Source organism: Mycobacterium sp. PDNC021, assembly GCF_048282635.1.
GTDB lineage: Bacteria > Actinomycetota > Actinomycetes > Mycobacteriales > Mycobacteriaceae > Mycobacterium > Mycobacterium llatzerense.
Map to the genome: position 1 here is coordinate 4,085,052 of NZ_CP182502.1, position 25,593 is coordinate 4,110,644.

General features: G+C 66.4%; 21 protein-coding genes. 10 read left to right on the forward strand and 11 right to left on the reverse strand.

The window, feature by feature from the left end:
• Positions 1-11: 11 nt before the first annotated feature.
• From ACNO8X_RS19505 to ACNO8X_RS19535, 7 genes are all read right to left on the reverse strand, one after another.
• On the reverse strand, positions 12-1,439 hold the full coding sequence (locus ACNO8X_RS19505) for a HEPN domain-containing protein (protein ID WP_418002334.1): 1,428 nt from the start codon (positions 1,437-1,439) through the stop codon (positions 12-14).
• Positions 1,440-1,588: 149 nt separating this feature from the next.
• Positions 1,589-1,951 carry a hypothetical protein gene (locus ACNO8X_RS19510; protein WP_418002335.1) on the reverse strand — a complete coding sequence of 121 codons (363 nt, stop codon included), beginning with the start codon at positions 1,949-1,951 and terminating at the stop codon, positions 1,589-1,591.
• Positions 1,952-1,987: 36 nt separating this feature from the next.
• Complete coding sequence (locus tag ACNO8X_RS19515) at positions 1,988-3,238, reverse strand: hypothetical protein (protein WP_418002336.1); 1,251 nt, start codon at positions 3,236-3,238, stop codon at positions 1,988-1,990.
• Positions 3,239-3,709: 471 nt separating this feature from the next.
• Positions 3,710-4,873, reverse strand: a complete 1,164-nt coding sequence (locus ACNO8X_RS19520) for a lactate 2-monooxygenase (RefSeq protein ID WP_418002337.1) — start codon at positions 4,871-4,873, stop codon at positions 3,710-3,712.
• Positions 4,874-4,944: 71 nt separating this feature from the next.
• Positions 4,945-5,790 carry a siderophore-interacting protein gene (locus ACNO8X_RS19525; protein WP_418002338.1) on the reverse strand — a complete coding sequence of 282 codons (846 nt, stop codon included), beginning with the start codon at positions 5,788-5,790 and terminating at the stop codon, positions 4,945-4,947.
• 37 nt (positions 5,791-5,827) lie between these two features.
• On the reverse strand, positions 5,828-6,898 hold the full coding sequence (locus ACNO8X_RS19530; RefSeq protein WP_418002339.1) for a hypothetical protein: 1,071 nt from the start codon (positions 6,896-6,898) through the stop codon (positions 5,828-5,830).
• On the reverse strand, positions 6,899-7,504 hold the full coding sequence (locus tag ACNO8X_RS19535) for a TetR/AcrR family transcriptional regulator (RefSeq protein WP_418002340.1): 606 nt from the start codon (positions 7,502-7,504) through the stop codon (positions 6,899-6,901).
• 172 nt (positions 7,505-7,676) lie between these two features.
• On the opposite strand from ACNO8X_RS19535, the gene ACNO8X_RS19540 reads away from it, so the two are divergent.
• The 6 genes from ACNO8X_RS19540 to ACNO8X_RS19565 are packed head-to-tail and all read left to right on the forward strand — an operon-like array spanning position 7,677 to position 16,263.
• A complete protein-coding gene (locus ACNO8X_RS19540; RefSeq protein WP_418002341.1) occupies positions 7,677-9,434 on the forward strand; it encodes an FAD-dependent monooxygenase in 1,758 nt (585 codons plus the stop codon).
• Positions 9,431-10,564: a VOC family protein gene (locus tag ACNO8X_RS19545; RefSeq protein WP_418002342.1), complete on the forward strand. Its 1,134-nt coding sequence runs from the start codon at positions 9,431-9,433 to the stop codon at positions 10,562-10,564. The genes ACNO8X_RS19540 and ACNO8X_RS19545 overlap by 4 nt, the downstream gene beginning before the upstream one ends.
• The gene (locus ACNO8X_RS19550; protein ID WP_418002343.1) at positions 10,561-11,499 is read left to right on the forward strand and encodes a fumarylacetoacetate hydrolase family protein; all 939 of its coding nucleotides are present in this window, start codon (positions 10,561-10,563) and stop codon (positions 11,497-11,499) included. The genes ACNO8X_RS19545 and ACNO8X_RS19550 overlap by 4 nt, the downstream gene beginning before the upstream one ends.
• Positions 11,496-13,373 carry an acyl-CoA synthetase gene (locus tag ACNO8X_RS19555; protein ID WP_418002344.1) on the forward strand — a complete coding sequence of 626 codons (1,878 nt, stop codon included), beginning with the start codon at positions 11,496-11,498 and terminating at the stop codon, positions 13,371-13,373. Before ACNO8X_RS19550 ends, ACNO8X_RS19555 begins: the two co-directional genes overlap by 4 nt.
• Entirely contained in the window at positions 13,370-15,022 is a 1,653-nt protein-coding gene (locus ACNO8X_RS19560; RefSeq protein ID WP_418002345.1) for a bifunctional 3-(3-hydroxy-phenyl)propionate/3-hydroxycinnamic acid hydroxylase, read from the forward strand. Before ACNO8X_RS19555 ends, ACNO8X_RS19560 begins: the two co-directional genes overlap by 4 nt.
• Positions 15,023-15,072: 50 nt before the next feature.
• Positions 15,073-16,263 carry a cytochrome P450 gene (locus tag ACNO8X_RS19565; protein ID WP_418002346.1) on the forward strand — a complete coding sequence of 397 codons (1,191 nt, stop codon included), beginning with the start codon at positions 15,073-15,075 and terminating at the stop codon, positions 16,261-16,263.
• A 15-nt stretch (positions 16,264-16,278) separates the two neighbouring features.
• Here ACNO8X_RS19565 and dprA read toward each other — a convergent pair whose 3' ends face one another.
• The 3 genes from dprA to ACNO8X_RS19580 are packed head-to-tail and all read right to left on the reverse strand — an operon-like array spanning position 16,279 to position 19,297.
• On the reverse strand, positions 16,279-17,436 hold the full coding sequence (gene dprA, locus ACNO8X_RS19570; protein WP_418002347.1) for a DNA-processing protein DprA: 1,158 nt from the start codon (positions 17,434-17,436) through the stop codon (positions 16,279-16,281).
• Positions 17,433-18,941 carry a YifB family Mg chelatase-like AAA ATPase gene (locus ACNO8X_RS19575; protein WP_133762477.1) on the reverse strand — a complete coding sequence of 503 codons (1,509 nt, stop codon included), beginning with the start codon at positions 18,939-18,941 and terminating at the stop codon, positions 17,433-17,435. Before ACNO8X_RS19575 ends, dprA begins: the two co-directional genes overlap by 4 nt.
• The gene (locus tag ACNO8X_RS19580; protein ID WP_418005963.1) at positions 18,941-19,297 is read right to left on the reverse strand and encodes a YraN family protein; all 357 of its coding nucleotides are present in this window, start codon (positions 19,295-19,297) and stop codon (positions 18,941-18,943) included. Before ACNO8X_RS19580 ends, ACNO8X_RS19575 begins: the two co-directional genes overlap by 1 nt.
• A gap of 245 nt (positions 19,298-19,542) precedes the next feature.
• On the opposite strand from ACNO8X_RS19580, the gene ACNO8X_RS19585 reads away from it, so the two are divergent.
• The 4 genes from ACNO8X_RS19585 to ACNO8X_RS19600 all read left to right on the forward strand — a co-directional run bounded on the left by ACNO8X_RS19585 (position 19,543) and on the right by ACNO8X_RS19600 (position 24,193).
• Positions 19,543-19,710: a hypothetical protein gene (locus tag ACNO8X_RS19585; RefSeq protein WP_197063757.1), complete on the forward strand. Its 168-nt coding sequence runs from the start codon at positions 19,543-19,545 to the stop codon at positions 19,708-19,710.
• A 151-nt stretch (positions 19,711-19,861) separates the two neighbouring features.
• Entirely contained in the window at positions 19,862-21,733 is a 1,872-nt protein-coding gene (locus ACNO8X_RS19590; protein ID WP_418002348.1) for a putative bifunctional diguanylate cyclase/phosphodiesterase, read from the forward strand.
• Positions 21,734-21,768: 35 nt separating this feature from the next.
• The gene (locus tag ACNO8X_RS19595; protein ID WP_418002349.1) at positions 21,769-22,077 is read left to right on the forward strand and encodes a hypothetical protein; all 309 of its coding nucleotides are present in this window, start codon (positions 21,769-21,771) and stop codon (positions 22,075-22,077) included.
• Positions 22,064-24,193 (forward strand): Rv1355c family protein, encoded by a 2,130-nt coding sequence (locus tag ACNO8X_RS19600; protein WP_418002350.1) that lies wholly within the window; start codon positions 22,064-22,066, stop codon positions 24,191-24,193. Before ACNO8X_RS19595 ends, ACNO8X_RS19600 begins: the two co-directional genes overlap by 14 nt.
• A gap of 12 nt (positions 24,194-24,205) precedes the next feature.
• On the opposite strand, the gene ACNO8X_RS19605 is transcribed toward ACNO8X_RS19600, so the two are convergent.
• Positions 24,206-25,576 (reverse strand): cytochrome P450, encoded by a 1,371-nt coding sequence (locus ACNO8X_RS19605; protein ID WP_418002351.1) that lies wholly within the window; start codon positions 25,574-25,576, stop codon positions 24,206-24,208.
• Positions 25,577-25,593: the final 17 nt, after the last annotated feature.

The following is a 25,593-nucleotide window of genomic DNA, read 5'->3' on the forward strand; positions in this document are numbered from 1 at the left end:
CTCGCCTCCGCTCAGCCTGTGACCTGATGCTCGACGGCGTAGTTCGTCTGGTCCTGGACAGACACCCCGATCTCCTGCATGACCACCAGCTCCAACAACAACCGGGTTCGCTTCATCAGGTTATACATCTCCTCCACCTGCACATCGTTTGTCCGAAGGCCGTGCGCCAAACCGTTTCTCGATGTAGCGAGCCGCTGAGCCCAAGCCTCGACATCTGGGATCGCGAACTCCACGGCGGACTGGGCAGGAATGCTTGCCAGATCGCGTAACCGCTGGGCGTACGACGGTTCGTTCCGCAGTGCCCCCCGGATCCACGCGGCGTCGTCCTCGTCCAAGCCTTTGACGGCGGTTTCGATCATGAGGGCGAAGTCTCTGGGGTAAGTCCCCAGGCAGCCTGGCCACAGATCGCGGTGCAAGGTCTCAGCGCCCAAGGCAACCACCAGCAAGTCGGATTGGAGGAATGTGTTGTTGCCGTACGTCAGGCTCAGCAAGATATCCAACGCATTTTTGGCTCGCCTGCGAAGGTGCATCCATGCGGCATACCACTGGTCCAGTGGCCTGTCCCCTGCGGCGATTGTGAAATTGCGTTGGTTCAAAGCACGCCCCGGCGAGTCGTCTGGCACCTTGTTCCAATGCGCCCGCATGATGACATCTCGATCGAACTGGAGGGTCTCGATGTCCCGCTTCGTAGTGCCATCCTCTTGCACCGAATGACGCGGCACACGAAGAACCTTTGGCTCGCGGTGCACGAGCCGGAACGATGTGATCGCGCATGACTCGCCGGTGGCGAACGACACCAGATCCACCCACGACGACACGACTTCGTCGAAGGCGTCGCATGCAATCGGCTTAGCCGGTTCGATCTCCAAGACCAGCAGCGAGTGGCTCACGACATCGATACCACTACGGGTGAGATCGTAACCAAAGGGGCGAACGACGGGCCGGAGTCGAAACTGGAATCCACCATCAGTGAATTCCACCGGATCCTGGGGCAGCAATCTGGCCGTCGGGTCTGTGCAATCGGGAAGGTCGGGGCGGGCAAATGCCAAAAAGTTGGTCCAGACGTCCAAGTTCTCAATCCTCACGCGCGCGGATTTGAAATCCTCGGCGTCCGATCGCTCGAGGTGGACGCCTTCGAGCACACGACCAACGCGGACGAGCTGGTGATTTCGGCCGCTCTGGACGACCAATGACTCCGCCAAGGTGATTTCGGTCCCATCGGTAGCTGTCCCGATGATCAGGGGCACCTCCCGCAGCTGTTCAGCACCAGGATCGATCAACACCCCACCGCGCATTTCCGCAGCTGGCTCGCCGTGGAACCCGCCAATTAACGCAAGCTCCGAACGTCCGCTGTGCTCGATGGTGAGCACTCCGGGCACCTTTGCCTCAGGATTGGTACCTGGAATCCACCAATATCCCTGGAAGTCCTTGTCCGGCATAGCCGAACGCTACCGTCGCACCTGAATGGGGTGACGGAGGCGCGGTCAAGCCGAGCGGCAAGGGCCAACCCACCTGGAGCAGGTCGGCCCGCAGGGACGCCCATGGCCCCTGCGCAGCGCGTGACGCACCAGTGGGGCTGAAGGTGCGGCTAACCGGCCGACTGCCCGGCTGCGGTGAGGTTGAGCCACGTCGAGTACTCCCACAAGTCGGGGTCGCCCCACTGGTCGACGATCCGCTTGGTCAGCTCAACCATGATGGCGTCAATCTCGCCCGGCCACACCAGAAATCCAGGGTCATTCGGACCGGGGATGTCTCCAACCTCAACGAGGCCGTCTTCGAGCAGCGATCGGATTGTGGCGACCATGAGCTGTTGCCGCTCGGAGTCGGTAGTGACCAGCTTGCGGCGATTGATGCGGCCTCGCACGTCGGCCATGGACACGAAGTCGTCGCGACCGCTCGCCAGGATGTCGGCGCGCAGCAGGTCCTGCGCCGTTGTCGTGGGTTCGGTCATCGCCTCGTGCTCCTGTTATCTGGTACGGCCATCATCTCAGTGGTGCCCCTCGAAGTCGCGCGGGTTCTCGCCAGGGTTGTCTTCCCCGAGGATCGGGAACGGGTGGTTGATCGTGCCGGGCGGGTGCACCGGCTGCGGGCCGAACGGTTGAGCGGACGGTCCGCCCCAGCCCTCGATCGGCACCGCAGGTCCGGGCCTGGCTGCGGGTCCAGGCTCGACCGGCGGCGCTGGCCGTGGTTCTGCTGGACCTGCCTGGGGCGGTGCGGGTTTGGGGGCCTGGGGTTCGGCTTGCGGTGCCTTGGGCGGCTCTACCGGAGCTGTCCTAGGAGCGGGGATGTTCGGTTCGCCGCCTGTCTGGGGATTGATGTGAACCTTCCAGTGCTCGGCCCCGTCCGGGCTTTGCAGATCGATGTCGAGCGCGGACTTGCCGGTGGAGTTGGCCGCGAAGCGCTCGCCGACCTTGCTTCCATCGGGCAGGTCCTTCCACGCGCCCTTGGCGGGGTCACGGTAGCGGTTGAATCCGTCTGTGCCGTCCTGGGTCATCCATTTCTGCAGTTTTTGCAGGTCTTCTGGCGAGCGCACCTCGCGGATGTCGTCGGTTGACCCCTTGGGGAGCTGTTCGAGCACGTTGCGGATGTCGGCGGCGTTGGGTCCGGGTGGAGGGGGCGGGGATTCTTTGAAGCGGTGGTAGTCGACTGCCTGCGCCGCGCCATCGTGGTCCTTGTGTACCGGGTGTTCGACGGTCTCGGTGAAGGTGACTTCGCCCAGCGGTGCCAATGCGCCGGTGATCTTCCCGGCCACCTCCTTGTCGATCGCGGCGAGGGTGTGTGCCTTGCTCTGGATGTCGTGGGCGAATTCCTTGGCCTGCGTCTGCCGGTCCTGGCTGTCACGCAGCAGCGACGGCACGGAGCGGTCTGTGACGGAGAGATCTTCACCGACGGTGAACCCGGCCTCCTCGGCCTCGTTGATCGCGCTGACTGCCTGTCGCTTAGCCCAGGCGATGTCGTCTGCACCGTTGCGGGCGAACCCTGAGGCTGAGTGCAGCCCATCGGCGAGGCCACGCACTTTCACAAGATCAGCCCAGGCCCGGTCCTGCGCGGCGTCGGCTGCGTGGCCCTCCCAGGTCGTGCCGCCGGGGCGAAGAGTGCCCTGCTGGATGCTGTCGAAGTGGCCCTCCCACTGCTCGGCAGTGGTCGACCAGTGGGTCGCAGCGGACTCCAGGTGGCCGACGTCCCAGCTCTCGATCTGCGACCGGGTTGGCGTTCCAACTCCGCTGACGCCGGACATCAGATCTCGATGGCGCGAATGCTCTGAGCCGATGCGTTGTCGGTGCTGGCGTACGTGGAAGATGCGGCACGGAGCTTGGTCCCGGTTGCCGTCGCGCGGCCTGCCAGCGATGCAGCTGCGGCCTGCACGAGAGCATGGCCGTGTTCGACAGCAGCGGTCGTGGCCTGGTGAAGAGACCCGGAGACCGCCGGTCGCGGTGCACCAGTCAGAGCCGTAGCGGCCGTGTCGCATTTCCCGGCCAGCGTGTGCAGACCCGCCGCATCGACTCTGACTACATCCGCCATCTTGCTTCCCCCTGAAAGTCCCCGTGCCCCAGCATATGGGCATTCCGGGCCCAATTCCGGCGCGGATTCGGCAGAACCAATCCGGTACGGCACGTAGAGGCGCTTGTCGCCGTGGAAAGTCAGATGTTCCACATTCACGTCGGCATCACGAGTGCTGAGCGATGAAAGAGGGTTCCGTCGCGCGCAGTCAGACGTCGACGCGGCGCAGCGCGTCCGGGGTCAAGTCCGCCAGTGAGCGGTAACCGTCGATGGCCATGGTCAGGTCGGTCTCGGCCAGCAAGGACCGCAGCACATGCACGACGCCGGCCGTGCCGGCCAGTGCCATGCCATACGCGTACGGCCGGCCGATGCCGACAGCCGTTGCCCCCAGAGCCAGCGCCTTGACCACGTCGGCGCCGCTGCGGACGCCGGAGTCGAACAGCACGGGCAGGCCGTCAGCGGCCGCGACCACGCCTGGCAGGCAGTCGATGGCCGGAATGCCACCGTTGGCCTGGCGACCGCCGTGATTGGAGCAGTAGATGCCGTCGACCCCGGCGTCCCGCACGCGCCGCGCATCGTCGGGATGACAGATGCCCTTGACCAACAGCGGAAGCTTCGTCAGCGACCGCAGCCAGGCCAGGTCGTCCCAGGTCAGGGAGTTGCCGAAGTCCTGCACCCACTGCATCACCACGCCTTGCGGATTCTGCTCGGGCGGCGCGGGCAGCTTGGCCCGGAAGACCGGGTCGCTGGTGTAGTTGGACAGGCAGTGGCCACGCAGCTGCGGGAAGTTGGCCGTCGACAGGTCGCGGGGGCGCCACCCGGGCACCCAGGTGTCGAGGGTGACGACGATGCCCTGGTACCCGGCAGCTTCGGCCCGGCTGATGAGGCTGGCCGCCATGTCCCGGTCCTTCGGGGTGTACAGCTGGAAAAAGCCTGGGGTGTCATCGAATTCGGCGGCGACGGCCTCCAACGGATCGCTGGTGAGCGTCGAGACCATCATCGGGACGCCGGTCTGGGCGGCGGCACGCGCGGCGTGCAGGTCACCGTGGCCGTCGCGGGCACAGATGCCCATGACGCCGATCGGCGCGAGGAACAGCGGCGAGGGCAGCTTCAGGCCGAAGAGATCGATCGTCAGGTCGCGCTCGGTGGCCCCGACCAGCATGCGCGGCATGAGGCCCCAGCGGTCGAAGGCGCTGACGTTGACGCGCTGCGTCCGCTCGTCACCGGCGCCGCCGGCCACGTACGACCAGATCGACGGCGGCATCGCGGCCTGGGCGCGCTCCTCGAGCTCCGCGAACGAGATCGGCAGCGTTGGGACGACACCGCCCAGACCCTGCAGGTAGATCTCGAGTTGGTAGTCACCGAACGCCATCGGGCCCGCCCTTCTGTTGCAACTTCGGCTGAGAATCGCACACTAGCGTCGGCCCGCGCCTCGGCTTTCGGCTATGCCTCGGCTTCGGCCTTGGCCAATTCAGCCTTCCACTGCCGGAACGTCTCTTCGGTGCGACCCCGGCGCCAGTAACCGGAGATGGACGCCCATTCGGCGCCGACGCCGCGCTCCTTGCGCAGGTACGGCCGCAGGTTGTGCATGACGGCCTGCGCCTCGCCGTGGACGAACACCTGGACCTGGCCGGGCAGCCAGTCAGCCGCCCGCACCGCTGCGACGAGTGGCGCGTTGTCCCCGGCCTGATCGTCGGACACCAGGTCCGCGCGGCCGCCGCGATGGATCCACTGGATCTTCACGCCCGCGGGCGCGGTCAGGTCGAGCTCGTCGTCGGGTCCGTCGACCTCGATGAAGGCCTGGCCGATTGCGCCCGGCGGCAACGCTTCCAACGCGGTGGTCAGCGCCGGCAACCCGGCTTCGTCGCCGGCCAGCAGGTGCCAGTCGGCGGCCGGGTTCGGCGAATAGGCCCCGTTGGGCCCCATGAGATACGCCGGGTCGCCGGGCGCCAACGACGCCGCCCACGGTCCGGCGACTCCGGTATCTCCGTGCACGACGAAGTCGACGGTGAGTTCGCGCTGCTCCACGTCGACGCGCCGCACGGTGTAGGTCCGCACGGTCGGGCGCTGGTCCGCCGGCAGCTCCTCGAAGCTGTCCAGGGTCAGCGGCTCCGGCAGGCCAGCCACCTGTACACCCGCGGGCACGATGGCGAACTTGACGTAGGAATCGGTGAATTCCTTCGGACTGAAAGTGTCGAACCCGTTGCCGCCGAACACAACACGAATCATGTGCGGGGTCAGGCGCTGGGTGCGGAGTACTTCGAACGTATGAATCGGACGGCCTGCCACGCCTCGACTATACGAGCGGCGCGCCCGCGGTGGTGGGCTACCGAGCCAGCACCGCCGCGGTGAACTTGGGCTTCCAGTCCGAGGTCAGCAACGCGCCGAAGTTGGATTCGAGGTCGTCGCGCTTGGCGGTGTCGGTGTCGCGGACCGCGAAGATGAACGCCGGTCCGCTCCAACCGGCCCCGGCGACCCCGGACAGCACCTGCAGAATCTGACGCGCCTGCTCGTCCTGGCTGACGCCGCGGGCCTGCGGCGCGCACGTCGAGGCGCCCAGTTCTGTCATCCACACCTTCTTGTCACCGTCGCCGTTGACGGTCATCAAGTCGTGCACGCGCACCAGATCCGACCAGCCGTTGTCGCCGTCCTCGGCGATGCCACCCGGAAACACGTACGGATGCATCGCGGTGGCATCGAAGAACTTCCGCGCGCCGCTGGCGTACATGTCGGCGAGGAATTTCGTCGGTGCGTCCGGGCCGGTGGCGCGGCTCAGCCCGGCGGCGATGACGGTGGCGTCGGGCTGAACGGCTTTGATCGCGGGGTAGGCCGCTTTGAGCAATTCGGTATAGACGGCGGCCCTGTTGGTGGTGAACCCGAAGAACAGCGGCAGGTTCGGCTCGTTCCAGATCTCCCAGTTGGCGACCCGGTCGCCGTAGCGCTGCACGACGGCGGTGACGAAGGCGGCGTAGTCGGCCGGATTCACCGGTGGCGCACTGAAATACGAACCCGGAGCCCGCGCCCAGGTGGGGCTGTAGGCGATCAGCCCGAGTACCTTCAGCCCCCGCTTCGCGGAACCGTTCACCCAGTGATCGACGTAGTGCCAGTTGTATTGACCCTTGACGGGTTCGACGATGTGCCAGTCGATCAGCACCCGCATCCACTCTGCTCGGGTGCGGGCCACGGCGTCGAGTTCGCGGTCGGCGTCTGCGTCGCTCATCCAGGATTGAGGAGCGCCGACGCTGAAACCGTAACCGCCCTCAGGCACCACGGGCACCGCCATCGGCGACGAGCGCAGCCATAGGCAGCCGCCCATCGACAGCGCGCCGGCCAGCATGATGACGACAGCGAGCCGCCCGAAGCAGCGGCGCACGCGGCCGGCCATGACAGCGGGCATTCAGGCGGACGGCTGCAGCGCGGGCAGCGGCTCGGTCGCGATCCGGTGCGCCTCATCGGCGTCGATGCCCAAGGCGCGCAAGACAAGTTCTGCCGTCGACGTGCCTGCCTCACGCCAGGTTTGATGACCTTCCAGCACCATCCACATCGCGCTGACCGTGGCGCCCTGGACCAGCGATGCCACGCTATCGACACTCACGTCACCCAACATGTAGCGGCCTGCCGCTACCCCGGTGTCGACGTCGTGGCTCGGCGGTCCGGCCATCCACCGACGCAGCGCTTCCTCGCTGAGGCCGAACTTGACGGCGAACCTGCCCAGCTGCGGATTTTCATGCGCGTAGCGCACCCACATCCGAATCCCGGTGGCCAACCGCGCAGCGGAATCATCGATCGCCCCAAAGGAAGCCGAGACCCGCTGATGCAGATCAGCGGTGATCTCACCGACGACGCGATCGAACAAGTCGTCCATCGACCCGACATTTCGGTAGAGCGTGCCGCGGGCGACGTTGGCCTCTTGAGCCAGCTCGCTGATGCTGACCTGCGTGGTGCCCTTCTCGACGAAGAGCCGTACCGCCGCCGTCACAATCCGGTCGTCAGTCGTGGTCATGGCACCGCCCCCCGAACCATCCTGCATCACCTGTTCAATCCACAACAGTAGCAGCCCCGTTTGCACAACCTCTGACAATTCTGAACAAGCATGTTCAAGAAACACTCTTGACTTGTGTTGAACACTTCTGTTCAATTCAGTACATAGTTGTTTACATCAGAAGGGATCAGCGATGAACGAGGCTGCACCGGTTGTCCGGGTCCCGGTACTGATCGCCGGCGGTGGGCCGGTTGGCCTCACGCTGGCGCTCACCTTGGCGCGACACGGTGTGCAGGCACTGCTCGTCGAACGCAATCCGTCGACCACCACGCACCCCAAGATGGACATCACCAACGGCCGCAGCATGGAGCTGTACCGGCAGCTCGGTATCGCTGACGAACTGCGCAAAGTGGCTGTGCCGGAAGACCATCCGTTCGACGTTGCCTGGGTCACCAAGCTCAGCGGCTGGGAATTGGCTCGGTTCCGCTACCCCGGCGTCGCCGAGCGCCGCCAGACCATCCGTGCGTGTACCGACGGCACCATGACGTTGGAACCGCCGATGCGGGTTTCCCAAGCGATTCTCGAACCGGCACTCAAGGCGATTCTGGAGACGCGGACGGGAACCGATGTCCGATACGGGTGGGCCCTGCAGTCCTTCCGCCAGCACGCCGACGGCGTCGACGCGGTGATCAATTGCAGCGCGACTGGCGAGACCCGCACCGTGCGGGCGGACTACCTGGCCGGTTGCGACGGGGCCGGCAGCATCGTGCGCCGCGAATTGGGAATTGTGTTGCACGACATCGATATCCGCCGCCTGGCCGCGCGGAAAGTCGGTTTGCGCAAGGTGGTCGCGGGGACGGTGCGGGCGTTCGTAGAACAACGACAGACACCGATGGACGGCCGCGTGTACATGGTGCACTTCACATCCCCCGCGCGCGAGGTGCTGGAGCGATTCGGCACCACCTGGCATACCCAGTCCCCCGAGGGCTGGACCTTGATCGCGCAGAACGACCGCGACACCTGGACGCTGCACACCCTGATCGGCATGGGCGTCAAGACCGAGGAGATCGATCCGAAGCGGTTCCTGTTCGCCCGGCTCGGAATCGAATTCGATTGCGACATCATCGTTGCCAACGAGTGGCGACCCCGGCTCTCACTCGCCGACTCGTACGGGCACGGGCGGGTGTGGCTGGCCGGCGACTCGGCCCACCAGGTGGTACCCAACGGCGGCTACGGCATGAACACCGGCGTCGGCGACGCGGTCGGGTTGGGCTGGGCGCTGGGCGCGGTCGTCAACGGCTGGGGCGGCCCCCGCCTGCTCAGTGCGTACGCGGCCGAACGGCGCGCCGTCGGGGTCGCCAATCGGGATGCCTCCGCCCGGCACACTTTGGTGCGCCTGGCCATCCAAATGGCAAACCGCGCATCGCTTTCCGGGGAGGGCTGGGCGGGTGAACGTGATCGCGCGCGCCTGGGACGCGAGATTCTCGATCTCGGCAACCTGGAAAATGAAGCCGACGGAATCGAGCACGGCTACCGCTACGACAACTCACCGGTCATCTGTGCCGAACCCGGCAATCCCCCTGGTATTCCCTCGCACCGGTACCTCCCGGGCACCAGGCCTGGTGCCCGGCCGCCGAGTGTCTTCCTGCCGGACGGCACGGCACTGTTCGACCTGTTCGGGTCCGGATTCACGCTGCTGCGCTTCGCCGAGGTCGACGTCGCGGAACTGGTCGCTGAGGCAGAGGATCGCGGCGTCCCGCTGACCGTCGTCGATGTCCGCGACGCGCATACCCGGAAGCTCTACGAGCGTGACCTGGTGCTGATCCGTCCCGATCAGCACGTGGCATGGCGTGGGAACAGCGGCCCCACCGACGCGGCGGCCGTGATCGACCGGCTCCGCGGCGCGGTCGGCGCCTCGATTCTGACTCCGCGAAAGGAGCACTCACGATGAGCAACAACACGATCGGTGCGCATAACGGTCTGCACAGCGCAGAGGGAGCCCTCAGCGGCGAGCACCCGGGCCGCTCCCGCAACCCGCTGACCAAGGTCGTCGACGTCGCGTGGCTGGAGTTCGACAAACCCGATCTGGCGCGCGCCGAGGCCTTTGCCCATGCGTTCGGCTTCGGGACCGCACTCCGTACCGACACCGAATTGCACTTGCGCGGTAGCGATCCCGACGCACCGTGCGTCCTCATCCGGCGTGGCCCGCGGACCCGGTTCCGCGGGCTGGCGTTCGTCGCCGCGGGCGACGCAGACCTGGTGCGACTGGCCGACAAGACCGGCTCCCGGGTCACCGCGCTACCGGAATCGATCGGCGGACTGGGTGTGCAATTGACCGACCCCAGCGGCATCCCGGTACACGTGGTGTCTGGCACCCATCCGCTGAGCCCGCTGCCATCGCAGGTACCTCACATCCTCAACTTCGGCGACGACGTCGTCCGGATCAACGCGATGCAGCGGCCGCCGCGGGTACCGACGACCGTGCAGCGACTCGGCCACGTCGTCATGCAGACCACCAAATACCGTGCGGCACTGGACTGGTACCTCGACACGCTCGGCTTGATCGTCAGCGACTTCCTGTACTTCCCGGGACAGCGCGAACGCGGGCCCACCATGAGCTTCATCCGCTGCGACCGCGGCTCGATCCCGACCGACCATCACACCCTGGCGTTGGCGCTGGGGCCCGCGAACCGCTACGTGCATTCGGCCTACCAGGTCAGTGATCTCGACGCCCTCGCCGCCGGCGGCGAGTACCTCAAAGACCATGGCTACCAACGGTCCTGGGGCATCGGGCGACACATCCAGGGCAGCCAGATCTTCGACTACTGGCGCGACCCCGACGGGTTCATGGTCGAGCACTTCACCGACGGCGACATGTTCGACAGCACGCTCGAACCCGGATGGGCGCAGTTCACCGCTTCTGGCCTGGCGCAATGGGGACCGCCCGCGACCGCCGACTTCCTCGGCACCAGTCCCCGGCACGCGCGCGGCGAGGTCCGCGAACTGCTCACCGCTCTACGCGGCCACAACGAATTCGACATCCACCGCCTCATGGGCCTACTGAAAGCTGCCAAGTCATGACCATCTCCGTTCTGCGCACCGCCGACGCCTGGTGGGTGTACACCGCCACCGGCGCAACCAAGATCGCGACCGACGCGACCACGACCGGTGCGCTGCTGGCCGACCGCGCCGCCATCGAGGCCGCCGCCTCCGACACCAGCACAGTGCCGGTCGACAGCCTCGATCTGCTCTCCCCGGTGACCGCACCGTGCCGCGTCGTGGCCCAGATGACCAACTTCGCCTCACACGTCAGGGACGCCGGGATGGAACCGGCCTCGATTCCGCTGACCTTCTTCCGCAAGTCGTCGGCGTCGATCACCGGCCCGGTCGACACGATCGTCAAACCCAGCCACGTGCGGTTCCTGGACTACGAGGTGGAGATCGGCCTGGTCATCGGGACGGACATCCCGGTGGGCAGCACCATCGACGAGTCCAACCTGTCCGATTACGTGGCCGGGTTGGTGGTGACCAACGACGTGTCCGCTCGCGACATCCAGCTGCCGCAGACTCAGTTCTACGAAGCCAAGTCGTACCCCTCGTTCACCCCCGTAGGGCCGGCGCTGGTGCTGCTGACCGCGGCCGAGCTCAAGCGCTTCGGCGATCTGCGTCTGCAGCTACGCGTCAATGGCCAACTGCGGCAAGACATGCTCGTCGCCGGCGACATGATCCATTCGCCGCTGCAGGCGCTGCAGTCGCTGACCCGCTTTCAGGATCTGAGCGCCGGAGACCTGATCCTGACTGGAACGCCCGTCGGCACCGCGTTGAGCGCACCGCCGAAACCGATCCAACTCATCGCGTCGCTGCTGCCACCGGCCGTGAAGTGGAAGGCCTTCTTCAAGAGCCAGGCGAAGAACCCCAAGTATCTGCACGACGGCGACGTCGTCGAGGCGACCGTCGCCACCGACGACGGCGCGATCGACCTCGGCGCCCAACACAACACCGTGAGGTATGCGTGAGCTCGAACCCGTTGTGGCCCAAATATTCTGAACCAACCGATCTGGCCGAAATCGAGGCGGTGCCGCTGTCCGACCGCGGCCTGCCCGACTCGACGTACGCGATGCTGGTCCGGGCTGCCCAACTGTGGCCGGGCCGGAGCGCAGTCAGTGTCCTGCCCGGCGGCGCGCTTTGGGAGCGGCCGGTTCACCGTACCTTCGGCCAGCTGCTGCACGACGTGCACCAAGCCGCCAACCTGTTGCACGACTTGGGTGTTCGGCGCGGCGACGCGGTCGCGCTGATCGCACCGAATTGCGACGAGCTCATCACCGCGACGCTGGCGGCCCAGTTGGCCGGTATCGCCGCCCCGATCAATGGCGCACTCTCGCCCGAGCACATCAGCGAACTGGTGCGGCGGTCCGGTGCCCGAATACTGATCACCGCCGATTCCGAACTCGACGCATCGGCGTGGGCGATTGCCGAACGCCTGGTGGCCGACGGCCTCATCGACACCGTCCTGCTGATCGGGCCGACCGGTGCTGACCCGATCGCCATCCCCACTGTCGTAGGCGCGAAGGTGGGCTCTCTGGCCCGGCTGGCCGCAGATTACGACGGCGCGCAATTCCGTGGCGACGCACCGCAATCCAGCGATCTGGCGGCACTGTTTCACACAGGTGGCACCACCGGCGCACCAAAACTGGCCGCGCACACCCATGCCAATGAAGTAACCGACGCCTGGATGATCGCCGCCAACACGGTGCTCGACGAAACTGCGGTGTTGTTCGCGGCATTGCCGCTGTTCCATGTGAACGCTCTCGTGGTGACCGTGCTGGCCCCGCTGCTGCGTGGGCAGCAGGTGCTCTGGGCCGGGCCGCTCGGCTACCGGGACATGGGGTTGTACGGGAACTTCTGGAAGATCGTTGAGCGCTACCAGATCTCCACGATGAGCGCCGTCCCCACGGTGTACTCCGTGCTCAGCCAGCTCCCGGTCGATGCCGACATCTCCAGCATGCGGCTGGCGATCGTCGGCGCCTCCGCGCTCCCCGACGCGGTGCGCGGCGATTTCGAATCGCACACGGGCGTACCCCTACTGGAGGGCTACGGCTTGACCGAGGCGACCTGCGCGAGCGCGCGCAGCTTTCCCGACCACCCCCGGCCTGGGTCAGCCGGACAGAGACTCCCCTACCAGCAGCTCAAAACGGTCCGCATCGACGATGACGGCAACTGGCACGAACTGCCGCCCGGCGACATCGGCACCTTGGCGATCGGCGGGCCCACCGTGTTCCCGGGCTACGTCACCGGCCGCAGCGCCGATGGTTTCGTGATCGATGGCAACGGCAAACTCGTCGACGGCTGGCTCGACACCGGCGATCTCGCCTGGATCGACGACGACGATTTCGTGCACCTGTCCGGACGTGCCAAGGATTTGATCATCCGCGGCGGGCACAACATCGACCCGGCGATGATCGAAGATGTCCTGCTGGCCCATCCCGACGTGACCGGCGTCGCCGCGGTGGGCCGTCCCGATGTCCACGCCGGTGAGGTGCCAGTCGCCTATGTGACAGTGCGTCCCGAAGCAACAGTCACTCCGGAGTCGTTGCGCCAGTGGGCCGTCGGGCGGGTCGCCGAGGCCGCCGCCGCACCGAAATCGGTGACCGTGATCGATACCATCCCGCTCACCGCTGTCGGGAAGCCGTACAAGCCCGCGCTGCGCGCCGACGCCGCCCGCCGCGCGATCATGGACGCGCTGGCAGGCGTGCCCGGCGTCGCGGATGTCGAAGCCACAGTCGACGACGGCTCCATCGTCGTGACCGTCGGCACCGACACCGAGACCGACACGATCACTGCGATCCTCGGACGGTATGCACTCACCTGGGGCATCAAGGAACGATCATGACTGCTCCCGTCTCGACGTCGTCGGCGCAGATTCCTTACCCTGTAACAAAATCCGTCCCCGTTGTCGTCGTCGGAGCGGGGCCGACCGGCGTCGCCGCGGCGACCCTGCTGGCCGACGTCGGTGTACCGACGCTGGTTCTCGACCGATGGAAATCGGTCTATCCCCAGCCACGGGCAGTCCACCTCGACGACGAGATTCATCGCATCCTCGCCCGCATCGGCGTGGCCGAGCAGTTCCGCGCGATCTCTCGGCCGGCGCTCGGCTTGCGGCTGCTCGACCAGAACCATTACACGCTGGCGCAGTTCGACCGCGACCCCAGCCGCAGCAGGCACGGCTACCCGCAGGCCAACATGTTCGACCAGCCCGAGCTGGAATTGCTGCTGCGCGCGAACCTAACCAAGCGCCCGAATGTGCAGTTGCGCGGCAATGTGGACGTCACCGCCGTCACTCAGCTTGAGCCCGGCCGCGTCCGGGTCACCTACACCGACCGCGATGCCGGAACACAGCACGCCATCGAAACCAGCTATGTCTTGGGCTGCGACGGGGCCAACAGCATCGTGCGCGCATCCATCGGCGCAGAGATGGACGACCTGCGATTCGAGCAGCGATGGCTGGTGGCCGATGTGGTCACCGACGCCCAGCTCGATCAGTGGGATGGCGTGCACCAAGTGTGCGATCCCGTTCGAGCCGCGACGTACATGCGGATCGGGCACAACCGCTACCGCTGGGAATTCCGTCTGCTGCCGTCGGAGGTCGCCGCCGACTTCAGCACGTTGAAAACCCTTCGACCCCTGATCGTTCCGTGGATCAGCGACGTCGGTGACGACGAACTCGAGCTGGTACGGGTCACCGAGTACACCTTTCGCGCCCAGCTCGCCGACAAATGGCGGGACGGCCAAGTCTTCCTTCTCGGTGACGCCGCGCACCTCACGCCGCCGTTCATCGGACAAGGCATGGGAGCGGGCCTACGCGACGCGATGAACCTCGCGTGGAAAATCGCCGCTGTCATCAACGCGGACATGCCCGCCGCCCTGCTGGACACCTACGAACAAGAACGAAAGCCGCACGCACGCACCATGATCGGCCTGGCGTTGGGCATGGGATGGGCGATGACGGCCGGCGGCCAGGTCGGAAACCTGGTGCGGCGCGCCGTCGCACCTCGCCTGCAGTGGATTCCGGGGCTTCGTGACAAGCTCACCAACGGCACCACCCCGCGGTTGCATCAGTCTGCCTTGGTAATCAAAAGCCGGAAGCCGCGGCACCTGGCTGGAACCCTCTGCCCCAATCCCGTTGTAGTCGACGGCAGGCGCCTGGACACCTTGCTGGGCAATGGCTTCGGTGTGGTCACCACGACGCGCCCGCTGGCATTTCAGCTCGCGGCGCTCGACGAGCACGGCATTGTCGTGCACGTCGCCGAACCCGGAGGCGAACTGGAGCGGTGGTTACGCCGCGGTCGTGCGACCGTCGCCATCATCCGTCCTGATCGCACGGTGATGTGTGCAGGGCGACATGTCTGGAACCTGTGTGCGGCCATCCCGGGGTTTTCGCCGTCCACTCGGCGTACTTGGGCGCGCGCTACCCACCCGCCCACGTCCCGCACGGACACCGAACTGCAGGTTCGCGGTGCCGATCCCGGAACGCCCAGCTGAAGCGCGCCCGCACTCATTCGTCCACCACCTGAAGCATGAGAGGAACATCAATGCGACGCCCACCTGCTGGCCTACCCATCTACGAACCTGACATCTACTCTGTCGACGGCATCACCGACCCCTACCCCCACTACCAGGGATTGCGTGACCTCGGCCCGGTGGTATGGCTGGCGAAGCAACGGGCGTATGCGCTGCCGCGGTACGCCGAGTGCAAAGCGGTGCTACGCGACGACAAGAACTTTCTGTCGGGTCACGGTGTGGCACTCAATCCGATCACCAACCGGATGTCGCACGGCACCACGCTCAACAGCGACGGTGTCGAGCACGAACAACGCCGCAAGAGCGTCGCGCACCGCATGCTGCCGCGTGCGCTGCGCGCGATCAGTGGCACTGTCGATGACGCGGCCCGCAGTGTCGTCGAAGCGGCGCTCGGCAAGGGGGAGATCGATGGTGTCAACGACCTCGCGGCCGCTCTCCCGTTGGCCGTCGTCCCCGACCTCATCGGTTGGCCGCGCGATCAACGCGATCACCTGATTGCTTGGGCCGGAGCAACATTCGATGTCCTCGGCCCGCTCAACAGGCAGGCGATCAAAGCCGTACCCAAAACTATGCTCATGCTGCGCTTCGCCCGGCGCGTGGTTCGCGAGCGCAACGTCATCGAGGCCAGCATGGCCGATGAGCTACTCGCCGCCGCAGACGAAGGCAAACTGGCACACCACGAATGCCCGCCGTTGCTCGTCGACTACATCGCCCCGTCGATCGATACCACGATGAGCGCTATATCCAACGCGTTGAGTCTCTTCGCCAGCCACCCCGACCAATGGCAACTGCTCAAGGACGAGCCCGGCCTCGTGGCGAACGCCGTCAATGAAATCGTCCGTTACGAGCCACCGCTGCGCGCCTTCGCGCGGTGCGCGGCGCAACAGGCCGAAATCGCTGGAGTGCAAATCCCCTCGGGCGCACGAGTCCTGGTGATCTATGCCTCCGCCAACCGCGACGAACGCGAATGGGAAAACCCAGCGGTATTCGACATCCGACGTGACGCCGGCCGTCACGTCGGTTTCGGACACGGTGCCCACGCCTGCGCCGGACAGGGCCTGGCACGTTTGGAAACAACCGCGATGTTGCACGCGCTGCTCGAGCGCGTAGACCGGATAGAGCTGACCGGTACGCCCGAGTGGGCGGTCAACAACATCATCCGCCGCCATGAACGCTTGCCGCTCAAGCTGATCGCCGCTTAGCCGCGCGTAGCCGGGTCAGCGGACCGTCTTGGCGCTGCCACCGATATCCCTCCTGATCCGCCACCGCCCGTCCTGCTTCTCGACCAGACCACTGATCTCCAGCAGTGCCAGCGGTCCGAGTACGCGTTCGGGAGGCAGCGCCGCGCCGACCGAGATCTGTTCCAGGCTGCGGAATCCGCGCGCCGGCAGCGCCTCGTAGACCTGGAGCTGGTCAGGGGTCAGATCGTCCAGCGGTGTGTCGGGATGGTCGGGTTCGTCGGCGAGTTCGCCTATCCGGCCGATCAATTCGACCACTTGCTCCGCCCGGTCGATCAAGGTCGCACCGCTACGCAGCAGGACGTGACACCCCGCCGAGGCAGCCGAGGTCACCGGGCCCGGCACCGCACACACCTCGCGGCCCATCGCGCGCGCCCAGGCTGCCGTGTTGGCCGCGCCGCTGCGCAGACCCGCCTCCACGACCACTGTCGCGCCGGACAAGGCCGCCACCAACCGGTTACGGGTCAGGAACCGGTACCGCGTCGGCCGCTCCCCCGGCGGATACTCGCTGAGCAGCAGCCCGGACGTGGCGACCCGGTGCAACAGCGCGGAATGCCCGGAGGGGTACGGCACATCGACACCACCGGCCAGCACCGCCACAGTGACTCCGTCTGACGCCAGTGCGGCACGGTGCGCCGCTCCGTCGATGCCATAGGCCCCGCCCGACACCACCGCGGCGTCGCGTTCGACGAGTCCCGCCGCGATCTCGGCGGTGACATGCTCGCCGTACGACGTGCACGCCCGGGTGCCGACGATCGCCGCCGCACGTTCGGCGACATCATCCAACCGAGCCGGGCCCAACGCCCACAGCACCATGGGCGGATAGCCGGACGGCCGATCCATCACCGCTCGGTTCGCGAAAGCGATGAACGACAGGTACGGCCACTCATCGTCGTCGGGCGTGATCAGCCGCCCACCCCGGCGGTCCAGAATCTCCAGATCCCGGGCGGCACAATCGACCTCTCGCCGGGCAGCCACGCTCCCGGTGAGGTCCTTGTCCTCCTGTCCGCGACGGATCGTGTCCGCCGCCTCCACCGGACCGCAGTCGGCCACCAGCGTCGTCAACCGAGGGCACGGCGGCTCGGCCACTCGCGACAGGTACGCCCACGCACGTCGTTCCGCATCGTCGGCACTCATCGTGCATCCCCCTCGCGGAAGCTCAATGCCGTGCTGACGTCGTCGAGGTTCGGTGAATCTCGGCCGGCCAGATCCGCCAACGACCACGCGACCCGCAAAGTGCGATCGACGCCGCGGATACTCAGCCGCCCGGAATCGAGCGACTTGCGCAGTGGCGCCATGGCATCCCGGCTCGGCCGGAATCTGCGGCGCAGCAGCGGCCCTGGCACCTCCGCGTTGGTCCGCACCCCGACGTCATGCCAGCGCTCGGCCGCAGCCGCGCGGGCCGCCGCGACGCGAGCACGGACATCACTGGTGGATTCCGCAGCGTGGTCGCCGAACGCCCCGGCAAGTACCGGATGCATGTCGACCCGCAGATCGACCCGGTCCATCAACGGTCCGGAGAGCTTGCCCAGATACCGGCGACGGTCGGCCGACGGGCACACGCAGTCCCTCGGGTTCGGCGGCGCGCACGGGCAGGGGTTTGCCGCGAGCACCAGCTGGAAACGGGCCGGATAGCACGCCACGCCGTCGCGGCGCGCCAGCCGAATCTGTCCTTCCTCCAACGGGGTTCGCAGGGCTTCGAGCACGCTGACCCCGATCTCGGCGCATTCGTCCAGGAACAGGACGCCGCGGTGCGACCGGCTGATCGCGCCGGGCCGCGCCATCCCCGAACCACCGCCGACCAACGCCGAGACACTGGACGTGTGGTGCGGCGCGACGAACGGCGGCCGGGTGATCAGCGGCGTATCGCCGGTGAGCAGGCCCACCACCGAATGGATGGCGGTGACCTCCAACGCCTCGTCGTCGGTCAGGTCGGGCAGCAACCCCGGAAGCCGTTGAGCCAGCATCGTCTTGCCGATCCCGGGCGGCCCGGTCAGCATCAGGTGGTGGGCGCCCGCGGCGGCGATCTCGACCGCCCACCGGGCCTGGGTCTGCCCCACCACGTCGGCGAGGTCGACGCTGTCGTCAGCGGCCGGCGCCGTTGTGTCGACCCGCTCGTCCAGCCCCGCCTTCCCGTTGAGCCACGCCTGCATCTGCCCGAGAGTGCGGACGCCCCACACCTCGATGCCGTCGACCAGACTGGCTTCGGCGAGATTCTCGGCGGGCACCACCACCGACGGCCAACCCTCGCGCTTGGCAGCCATGACGGCCGGTAGTACCCCCTTGACCGGGCGCACCCGACCGTCGAGCGCCAATTCGCCGAGCAGGACCGTCTTTTCGAGCCGTGCCCAGTGCATCTTCAAATGCGCCGACAGCACCGAAGCCGCGATGGCCAGGTCGTACATCGACCCGCCTTTCGGCAAGGTGGCCGGCGACAGCCCGAGAGTGAGCCGTGACATCGGCCAGCTGTTGCCGCAGTTGGTGATCGCCGCCCGGACCCGATCCCGCGATTCCTGCAACGCCGCATCGGGCAAGCCGACCAGATGCACCCCCGGCAGCCCCGAGGTGATGTCCGCTTCGATTTCGACCATGACCCCGTCGAGCCCGCGGATGGCCACCGAGTAGGCCCGTCCGAGCGCCATCAGCCGATGCCCTTCAGGTGCACCAGCTCCGGCTCCCGGCCGCCGAGGCGCACGCCGACCACATCGATCCGGATGTCGGGCCAGTGGGCGTTCTGCTCGGCGAGCCACACACTGGCCAGCCGGCGCAGGCGACGGGCCTTCTCGGGCGTCACTGCTTCCTCGATACCACCGAACTCCGTGGTGGTGCGGGTCTTCACCTCGACGAAAACGACTGCACCGTGGCCCTTTTCGGTAGCAATGATGTCGAGTTCACCCCACCGGCAGCGCCAGTTGCGGGCCAGGACCGTCATCCCGAGTGAGATCAGGTGGTCGACCGCGAGTTGTTCGCCGAGCGCACCGATCTCGGCCCGGGTCATGCGTGGTGGTGTGTTCATGCCGCAACCGTGGCCAAGGGCACCGACAGAACGGGGCGCCCTCAACCCCGGATCCGGCGCCCGGCAGCCAGTTATCCACAGTGCGTGATTCATCCACAGGGCGTGTTACCGACTGATTACTGCCGAGAAACGATCAATTGCTGCCAACACCCCATCTGCAGAAATACCCCCACCCCCCGTCCCGTTGAACCAGGCATCAAAGCTTCAGATACAAGGAGTTGGGGACAATGAAGAAGCTCGGACTGGCCGCACTGGTGGCAAACGGAATGGTGGCCGCGGTGCTCGGACTGGCCGCGCCCGCGTCGGCGGACTACTCGCACCACGACTGGGTCAACGACATCCACCCGCGGGCCGAGGCGCCGCAGGTCGACAGCAGCGTGCACCAGAGCCGCTGACCGGCAACAAGATTCGGGGCGCCCCACTCGGGGCGCCCCGTTTTTTGTGTCCGGTGTCCCTGACCCCGGGTTGAGCAGGTTTACCAGCGGAAGCAGTGAGACCGAACGAAATTGACGGGTGTAAACCCGATTCGTTGGTTACCGTGATCAAGTGCTGACCGCCCTCAACGACCTTGTCGAGGGGGTGGCCCATACCCTGATGGCCGCCGACGCGGACAACTACGTCGCTGCCAGCGAGCAGGTTCTGACCGACGTGGCGGCGCATTTCGGGCTGGACGTCGCGTTCCTGCGGCACAACGATCACGCCATTCGAGCGACAATCCTGATCGCGCAATATCCGATCAGGACCTACATCCCGGACCCTGATCCGATCGGAACGGTCTACTTCAAGGACGCCGATCCCGTCTTCGCGCTGGCCGAGCATGTCGAAGAGCCCGTGATCCTGCGACCGGGCGCCGAGCCGGATGAATTCCAGCAGCGCATCGAAGAAGGCACCACCGTCCCCGTCGTCTCGATAGCCGCCGTGCCGATGAACGTTGCGGATACGACCGAGGGGTCCGACGGCTTCATCACAACGGGCACACTGGGCTTCATCAAGTACGGCGACCTTGCGTGGACAGACGACGAGATCACGGCGCTGAAAGTCATCGCCACCATGTTCGCTCACGTCAAGGCGCGAGTCGAAGCGCAAGAATCCACCAGGCACCTAGCCGAGCACGATGACCTGACCGGCCTGCGCAATCGCCGGAGTCTGCTCGACCACCTCGAGCATCGGCTTGCGGCGGGCCAGCCTGCCCCTGTCGCGGCGCTCTACATCGATCCCGATCAACTCAAAGCGGTCAACGATCTGCTCGGTCACGAGACCGGGGACCGGGTTCTTGTCGAACTCACGCAGCGATTGCGCGAGCACACCGCGGACGTGGCATTCCTGGCTCGCCTCGGCGGCGACGAGATCATCGCGGTGCTCAACGCGCCCACCACGCTCGCGGACGCCTACAAGTACGCCGAAGAGCTGCGCCAGATGCTGGCAGCACGGCTGCTGCTGGGCTCGACCTACATCCGACACCGAGTGAGCATCGGCGTGGCCGTGGGGATTCCGGGAACCGACTCGGTGTCCGACCTGCTCAGGTATGCCGAACATGCGTTGACTGCTGCCAAGACCGCCGGCGGCAACACGGTGATCGCGTTCAGCGACGAGCTGGCGGCACGATATTCGCTCCAAACCGACATCGAAGTGCACCTGCATGACTGCGTAGAGAGCGGCGCGCTGTTCCTGCGTTATCTGCCCGAGGTCGATCTGCAGAGTGGAGAACTTGCAGCGGTGGAGGCCGTGGTGCGGTGGAACCACCCCACCCGCGGACCACTGCTGCGCGAGGAGTTCATGCCGATCGCTGAAGCCACCAACTTCGGTGGCGCCGTGGGGCGCGAGGTCTTACGGCTGGCTTGCGCGCAGTTCCAGCGCTGGCGCCGCGCGGGACTGGCGCATGAGACGATGCTGCGGGTGAAGCTGTCTCCCGCCCAGGTGGTGACCGACGGCTTCACCGAACACCTCACCGCGACGCTTACGGAATTCGACATTCCTGCGGCCGCGCTGTGCTTGGAACTGCCCGAAGACCTGCTGGTCGCCGAGGCACAGCGCTGTGGCCAAATTCTGCTGGCGCTCAAGAGCATTGGGGTTCGGTTGGCTTTGGACAATTTCGGAACCGGATACAGCTTCCTGCCGAGCTTGAAAGAGCTGCCCATCGACTCGTTGAAGGTCGGTCGCGAATTTGTGCGCACGCTCGATCGTGGTGGCGAGAATGAACTGTTCGTGCGGTCGATCGCCGCCCTGGCCGATGCATTCGGCCTCGAATTGACCGCTGATGGACTGGAAACCGAGTCCGCGGCGCAACGACTGGTCACCATGGGTTACCGCCACGCGCAAGGACCGCTGGTGTCAGGCCCGCTGGACGCGGACGCCACGGAAGCACTCTTGAAGAAACCGACACTGCGGCAGCCGATGCGCGCCGGTGCACACCCGTAAAGCCTGCGGAGACCTCAGGCAGTTGAGCCTGCCGAGTGGTGGTGCAGCGTTGGCGTTTCTCGGTCTCGACGGTGGATATCCACCTATGCAATAGTGAGGAAATGCCGAGCCAGCATCGAGTGCCTGCCGGTATTTATCGCGCCGACGAAACACTGCGCAAGCGGGCGATCGAGGCTGCAGGACAAGTCGATTCGTGCTTGAACGCGCACATCAACGCGTTTCTCCTCTGGCTGGTCGGTGACACCGATGAAATGCCCGTCCGGCCCGCTCCGCACCGGATAGCCGACCCGAACATTGCTGACGGGCGTTGCGCTGAATTGAGAGTCGACAATGCAACCATCTGACACGGACGAATACCGCCCGCAATTGCTCGATCCGACCAACGCGGCGGACGCGGCCACTCTGGGTCGACTTCGATCCGAACCGTACATCCAGGTCCTCGACCACCACGGCACCGAGTTGGAGAACCTGCGCCGGCTACGCCCCAACCCCGCTGCGGCGCTCCTGGACGAACCCGGCCGCTGGGCCTGGTACCCGTGGCGGCGAAGCCTCGTCTCGATCCTGGGTCCGGTCGGCTTCAAGGCACTGCGCTTGGACCGCAACCGAAACAGCATCACCGTCGAAGAACAGACTCGCCTGGCCGAACTCACCGTCGGCGTCGCCGGCCTGAGCGTCGGACACGTGATCGCTCACACCCTGGCCGCCCAAGGTCTCTGCGGGCGCCTGCGACTGGCAGATTTCGATCGCATCGAACTGTCCAACCTCAACCGGATACCGGCCACCGTGTTCGACATCGGCCTCAACAAGGCAGTCGCCGCGGCCCGCCGCATCTCCGAACTCGACCCCTATCTACCGGTCGAGGTATTCCTCGGAGGTCTGACCACCGACACCGTCGATGACTTCCTCGACGGACTGAATGTCCTTGTCGAAGAGTGTGATTCGCTCGATATCAAGGCGATCGTGCGCGTCGCAGCCAAGCACCGACGCATTCCGGTACTGATGGCCACCAGTGACCGCGGCATCGTCGACGTCGAGAGGTTCGACGACGAGCCCAACCGCCCGATCCTGCACGGCCTCTTGGGGCCGCTCGACATCGGACTGTTGCCCGGGATGAGCAGCAAGGACAAGATTCCCCACATCCTGCGTCACCTGGAAGCCGAAAAGCTCTCGCCGCGCACGGCGGCGTCGCTGATCGAACTCGAACGCACCCTGGCCACCTGGCCGCAGGTGGCCTCCGAGGTGATCATTGGCGCGTCAGCGGTCAGTGAAGCCGTGCGCCGCATCGGGCTTGGTGAGGAGCTGCGCTCGGGGCGGTGCCGCATCGACATCGGGGCGTGCCTCGACCAGTTGGCAGAACCGGTCATGGCCGCACCCCGACCCGTCTCGCCGCCGGAACAACCACTCGTCGCCTCCAGCGTCACAGGTCTGGTCGCGGTCGCCGCGATGCGCGCCCCGTCGGGCGGCAACGTTCAGCCGTGGTTGATCGAAGCCGGCGAGGACGAGATCGCCATTTGCCTTGCCCCGCAGTACAGCCCGACAATCGACGTCGGGTTCCGGGGCAGTGCTGTCGCCGTGGGAGCGGCTGTTTTCAACGCGCGGGTGGCCGCCGCCCACCACGGCATCCTTGGACCCGTGACCGTCGACGAGCATCCCAGCGGGTCGTGGTCACCACTGCACGCCACACTCTGGTACGGCGCCGGCGGCTCACAGGACCTCGCGGACCTGTACGGAGCGGTGCTGGTCCGCGAGACCAATCGGGACAAGGGCATTCCCACGCCGATCACCGACGACCTGGCTGGGGCTTTGACTGCCGCCGCTGACCGCGAGGGAGGGCACCTGCGGCTCATCACTGACTCCGCCGATTTGGCTTCGGCCGCAGAGATTCTGGGTACCTCCGACCGCATCCGCTTCCTCACCCCGCACCTGCATCAGGAGATGATCGCCGAGCTGCGCTGGCCTGGCGATCCCGATCCGGACGCCGGGATCGATGTGCACAGCCTCGGCTTCGACGATGGCGGTCTGGTCATGCTCGAACTGCTGCGCCGGCCCGAAGTGATGGCCCAGCTGGCCGACTGGAACGCCGGCGACGCGCTCGGCGATGAGATGCGCAGCCGCGTCACCGGCAGCTCGGCACTGGCCGTCGTCACCGTCACCGGCGGCTCGCTGCGGGACTATGCCGTCGGTGGATCGGCCGCTGAGTCGGTCTGGGTACACGCGCAGCAGCGCGGCCTGGCCGTACAACCGATCTCGCCGGTCTGGCTGTTTGCGCATGACCCTGCCGACCTCGAGAAACTGTCCGGCAGGTTCGCCGACGAACTCGGCAGACTGCAACGCGAGTTCATCGACCTCGCCGGCGTTTGTGTCGACGAAAGGATCGCGTTGATCCTGCGGCTGAGCACCGCCCCACCGCCGGCCGTAACCAGCCGGCGCAGCGTCACCCGAGTCCGGCTATCCGAATAGATATCGCCGGGCTCATCGCCGCCGACGCGTCAGCGCCGGGATCGGCGCGCCCGCGACCATCGTGAAGGGCACGGCAAGCGGGAAGTCCGTTGTCAGAGAATTGATTTCAACGGCGCGCACGATCGTGGCGAGCGCGAGGGTGGCTTCCAGTACGGCGAAGTGATCTCCGATACACGTTCGTGGCCCCGCACCGAATGGGATGTACTGCCAACGGTCGCGATCGTTGATGTTCTCCGGGCTGAACCGGCCGGGGTCGAATTGCAGTGGGTCTGCCCAAAGTTTCGGGTCGCGCTGCATGCCGAAGATGCCGACCAGGACCATGCTGCCCGCTTCGATCTTGTAGCCGTCGACGGCGATATCCCGCAGGGCGGTCCGTCCCGCGACCACCACGGGCGGGCACAGGCGCAGAGCCTCGCGCAGGACCTGCGTGGTGTATTCGAGTCGGGGCGCATCCTCGTGAGTCAGGTCATGACCTCCGATGGCGGTGACTTCCTGGGCCACCTTGTCCTGAATTTCAGGGTGTCGCCCCAGCGCCCACAGGGCGTACGCGATGGTGGTGGCCGTGGTGTCGTGGCCGGCGACCATGAACGCAACGAGATCGTTGCAGATGTCCAGGTCAGAGAGCGCGTTGCCGGTCTCGGGATCGGTGGCGGCAATCAGTGCGTGTACCAGGGGCGCATCGCGGGTCGGGTCAGCGCGGCAGGATTCGAGGACGTCCATGGCGAGCCGGCGGAGCGTTTCCGTGGCGGCTCGGGCGCGACGTCGCGCCGGGGTGGGCAACCACCAGGGGGCGCGGACGGGCCGCATGCCCCGATCGGCGACGTATGCCAGGGCGACGTTGAGGGGATCGGCCAGGGCTTCGGCGCGATCATCCAAGTCAAGTCCGAGCACCGAACGTCCGAGGACTCGCATGGTGAGCCGACGCGCTTCGGCGTCCAGGTCGATTTGGGCTCCGTCGGGCCAACTGCCGCTGATCGTCGCGGCCGCCCCGGACATGTGCGCCCCGAATGCGGCAACACTGTGTCGCGTGAATACGGGTTGCAGCGTCCTCTTGCGGGACAGCCAGGGCGCGTTGGGCAGATCGGCGAGATTGTCCCCGAGCAGCCGCCGCATCTCGTGATGGACGAGCGTTCGATCGCATGCGTCGTTGTTGCGCGCCAGCGCATCACGCGCACCTTCGGGCGTCATGACGAACACGATGCTGGGGCCGAGCCAGCGTGGTCCAAGCCCTACTCGCGTGATGCTGCCACCGGCCTCACGCAGTACGACCTGCCCGTGGTGGTTCTGGCGGGCCCATTTCAGTCGTTCGCCCACCGGCAGTGGGTTCATGGGAACCAGGGGCAGCTGGCCAGGATCGGGCAGAGCGTCGTTGAGATCGGCCATTGCCGTGCAAGTGCCCT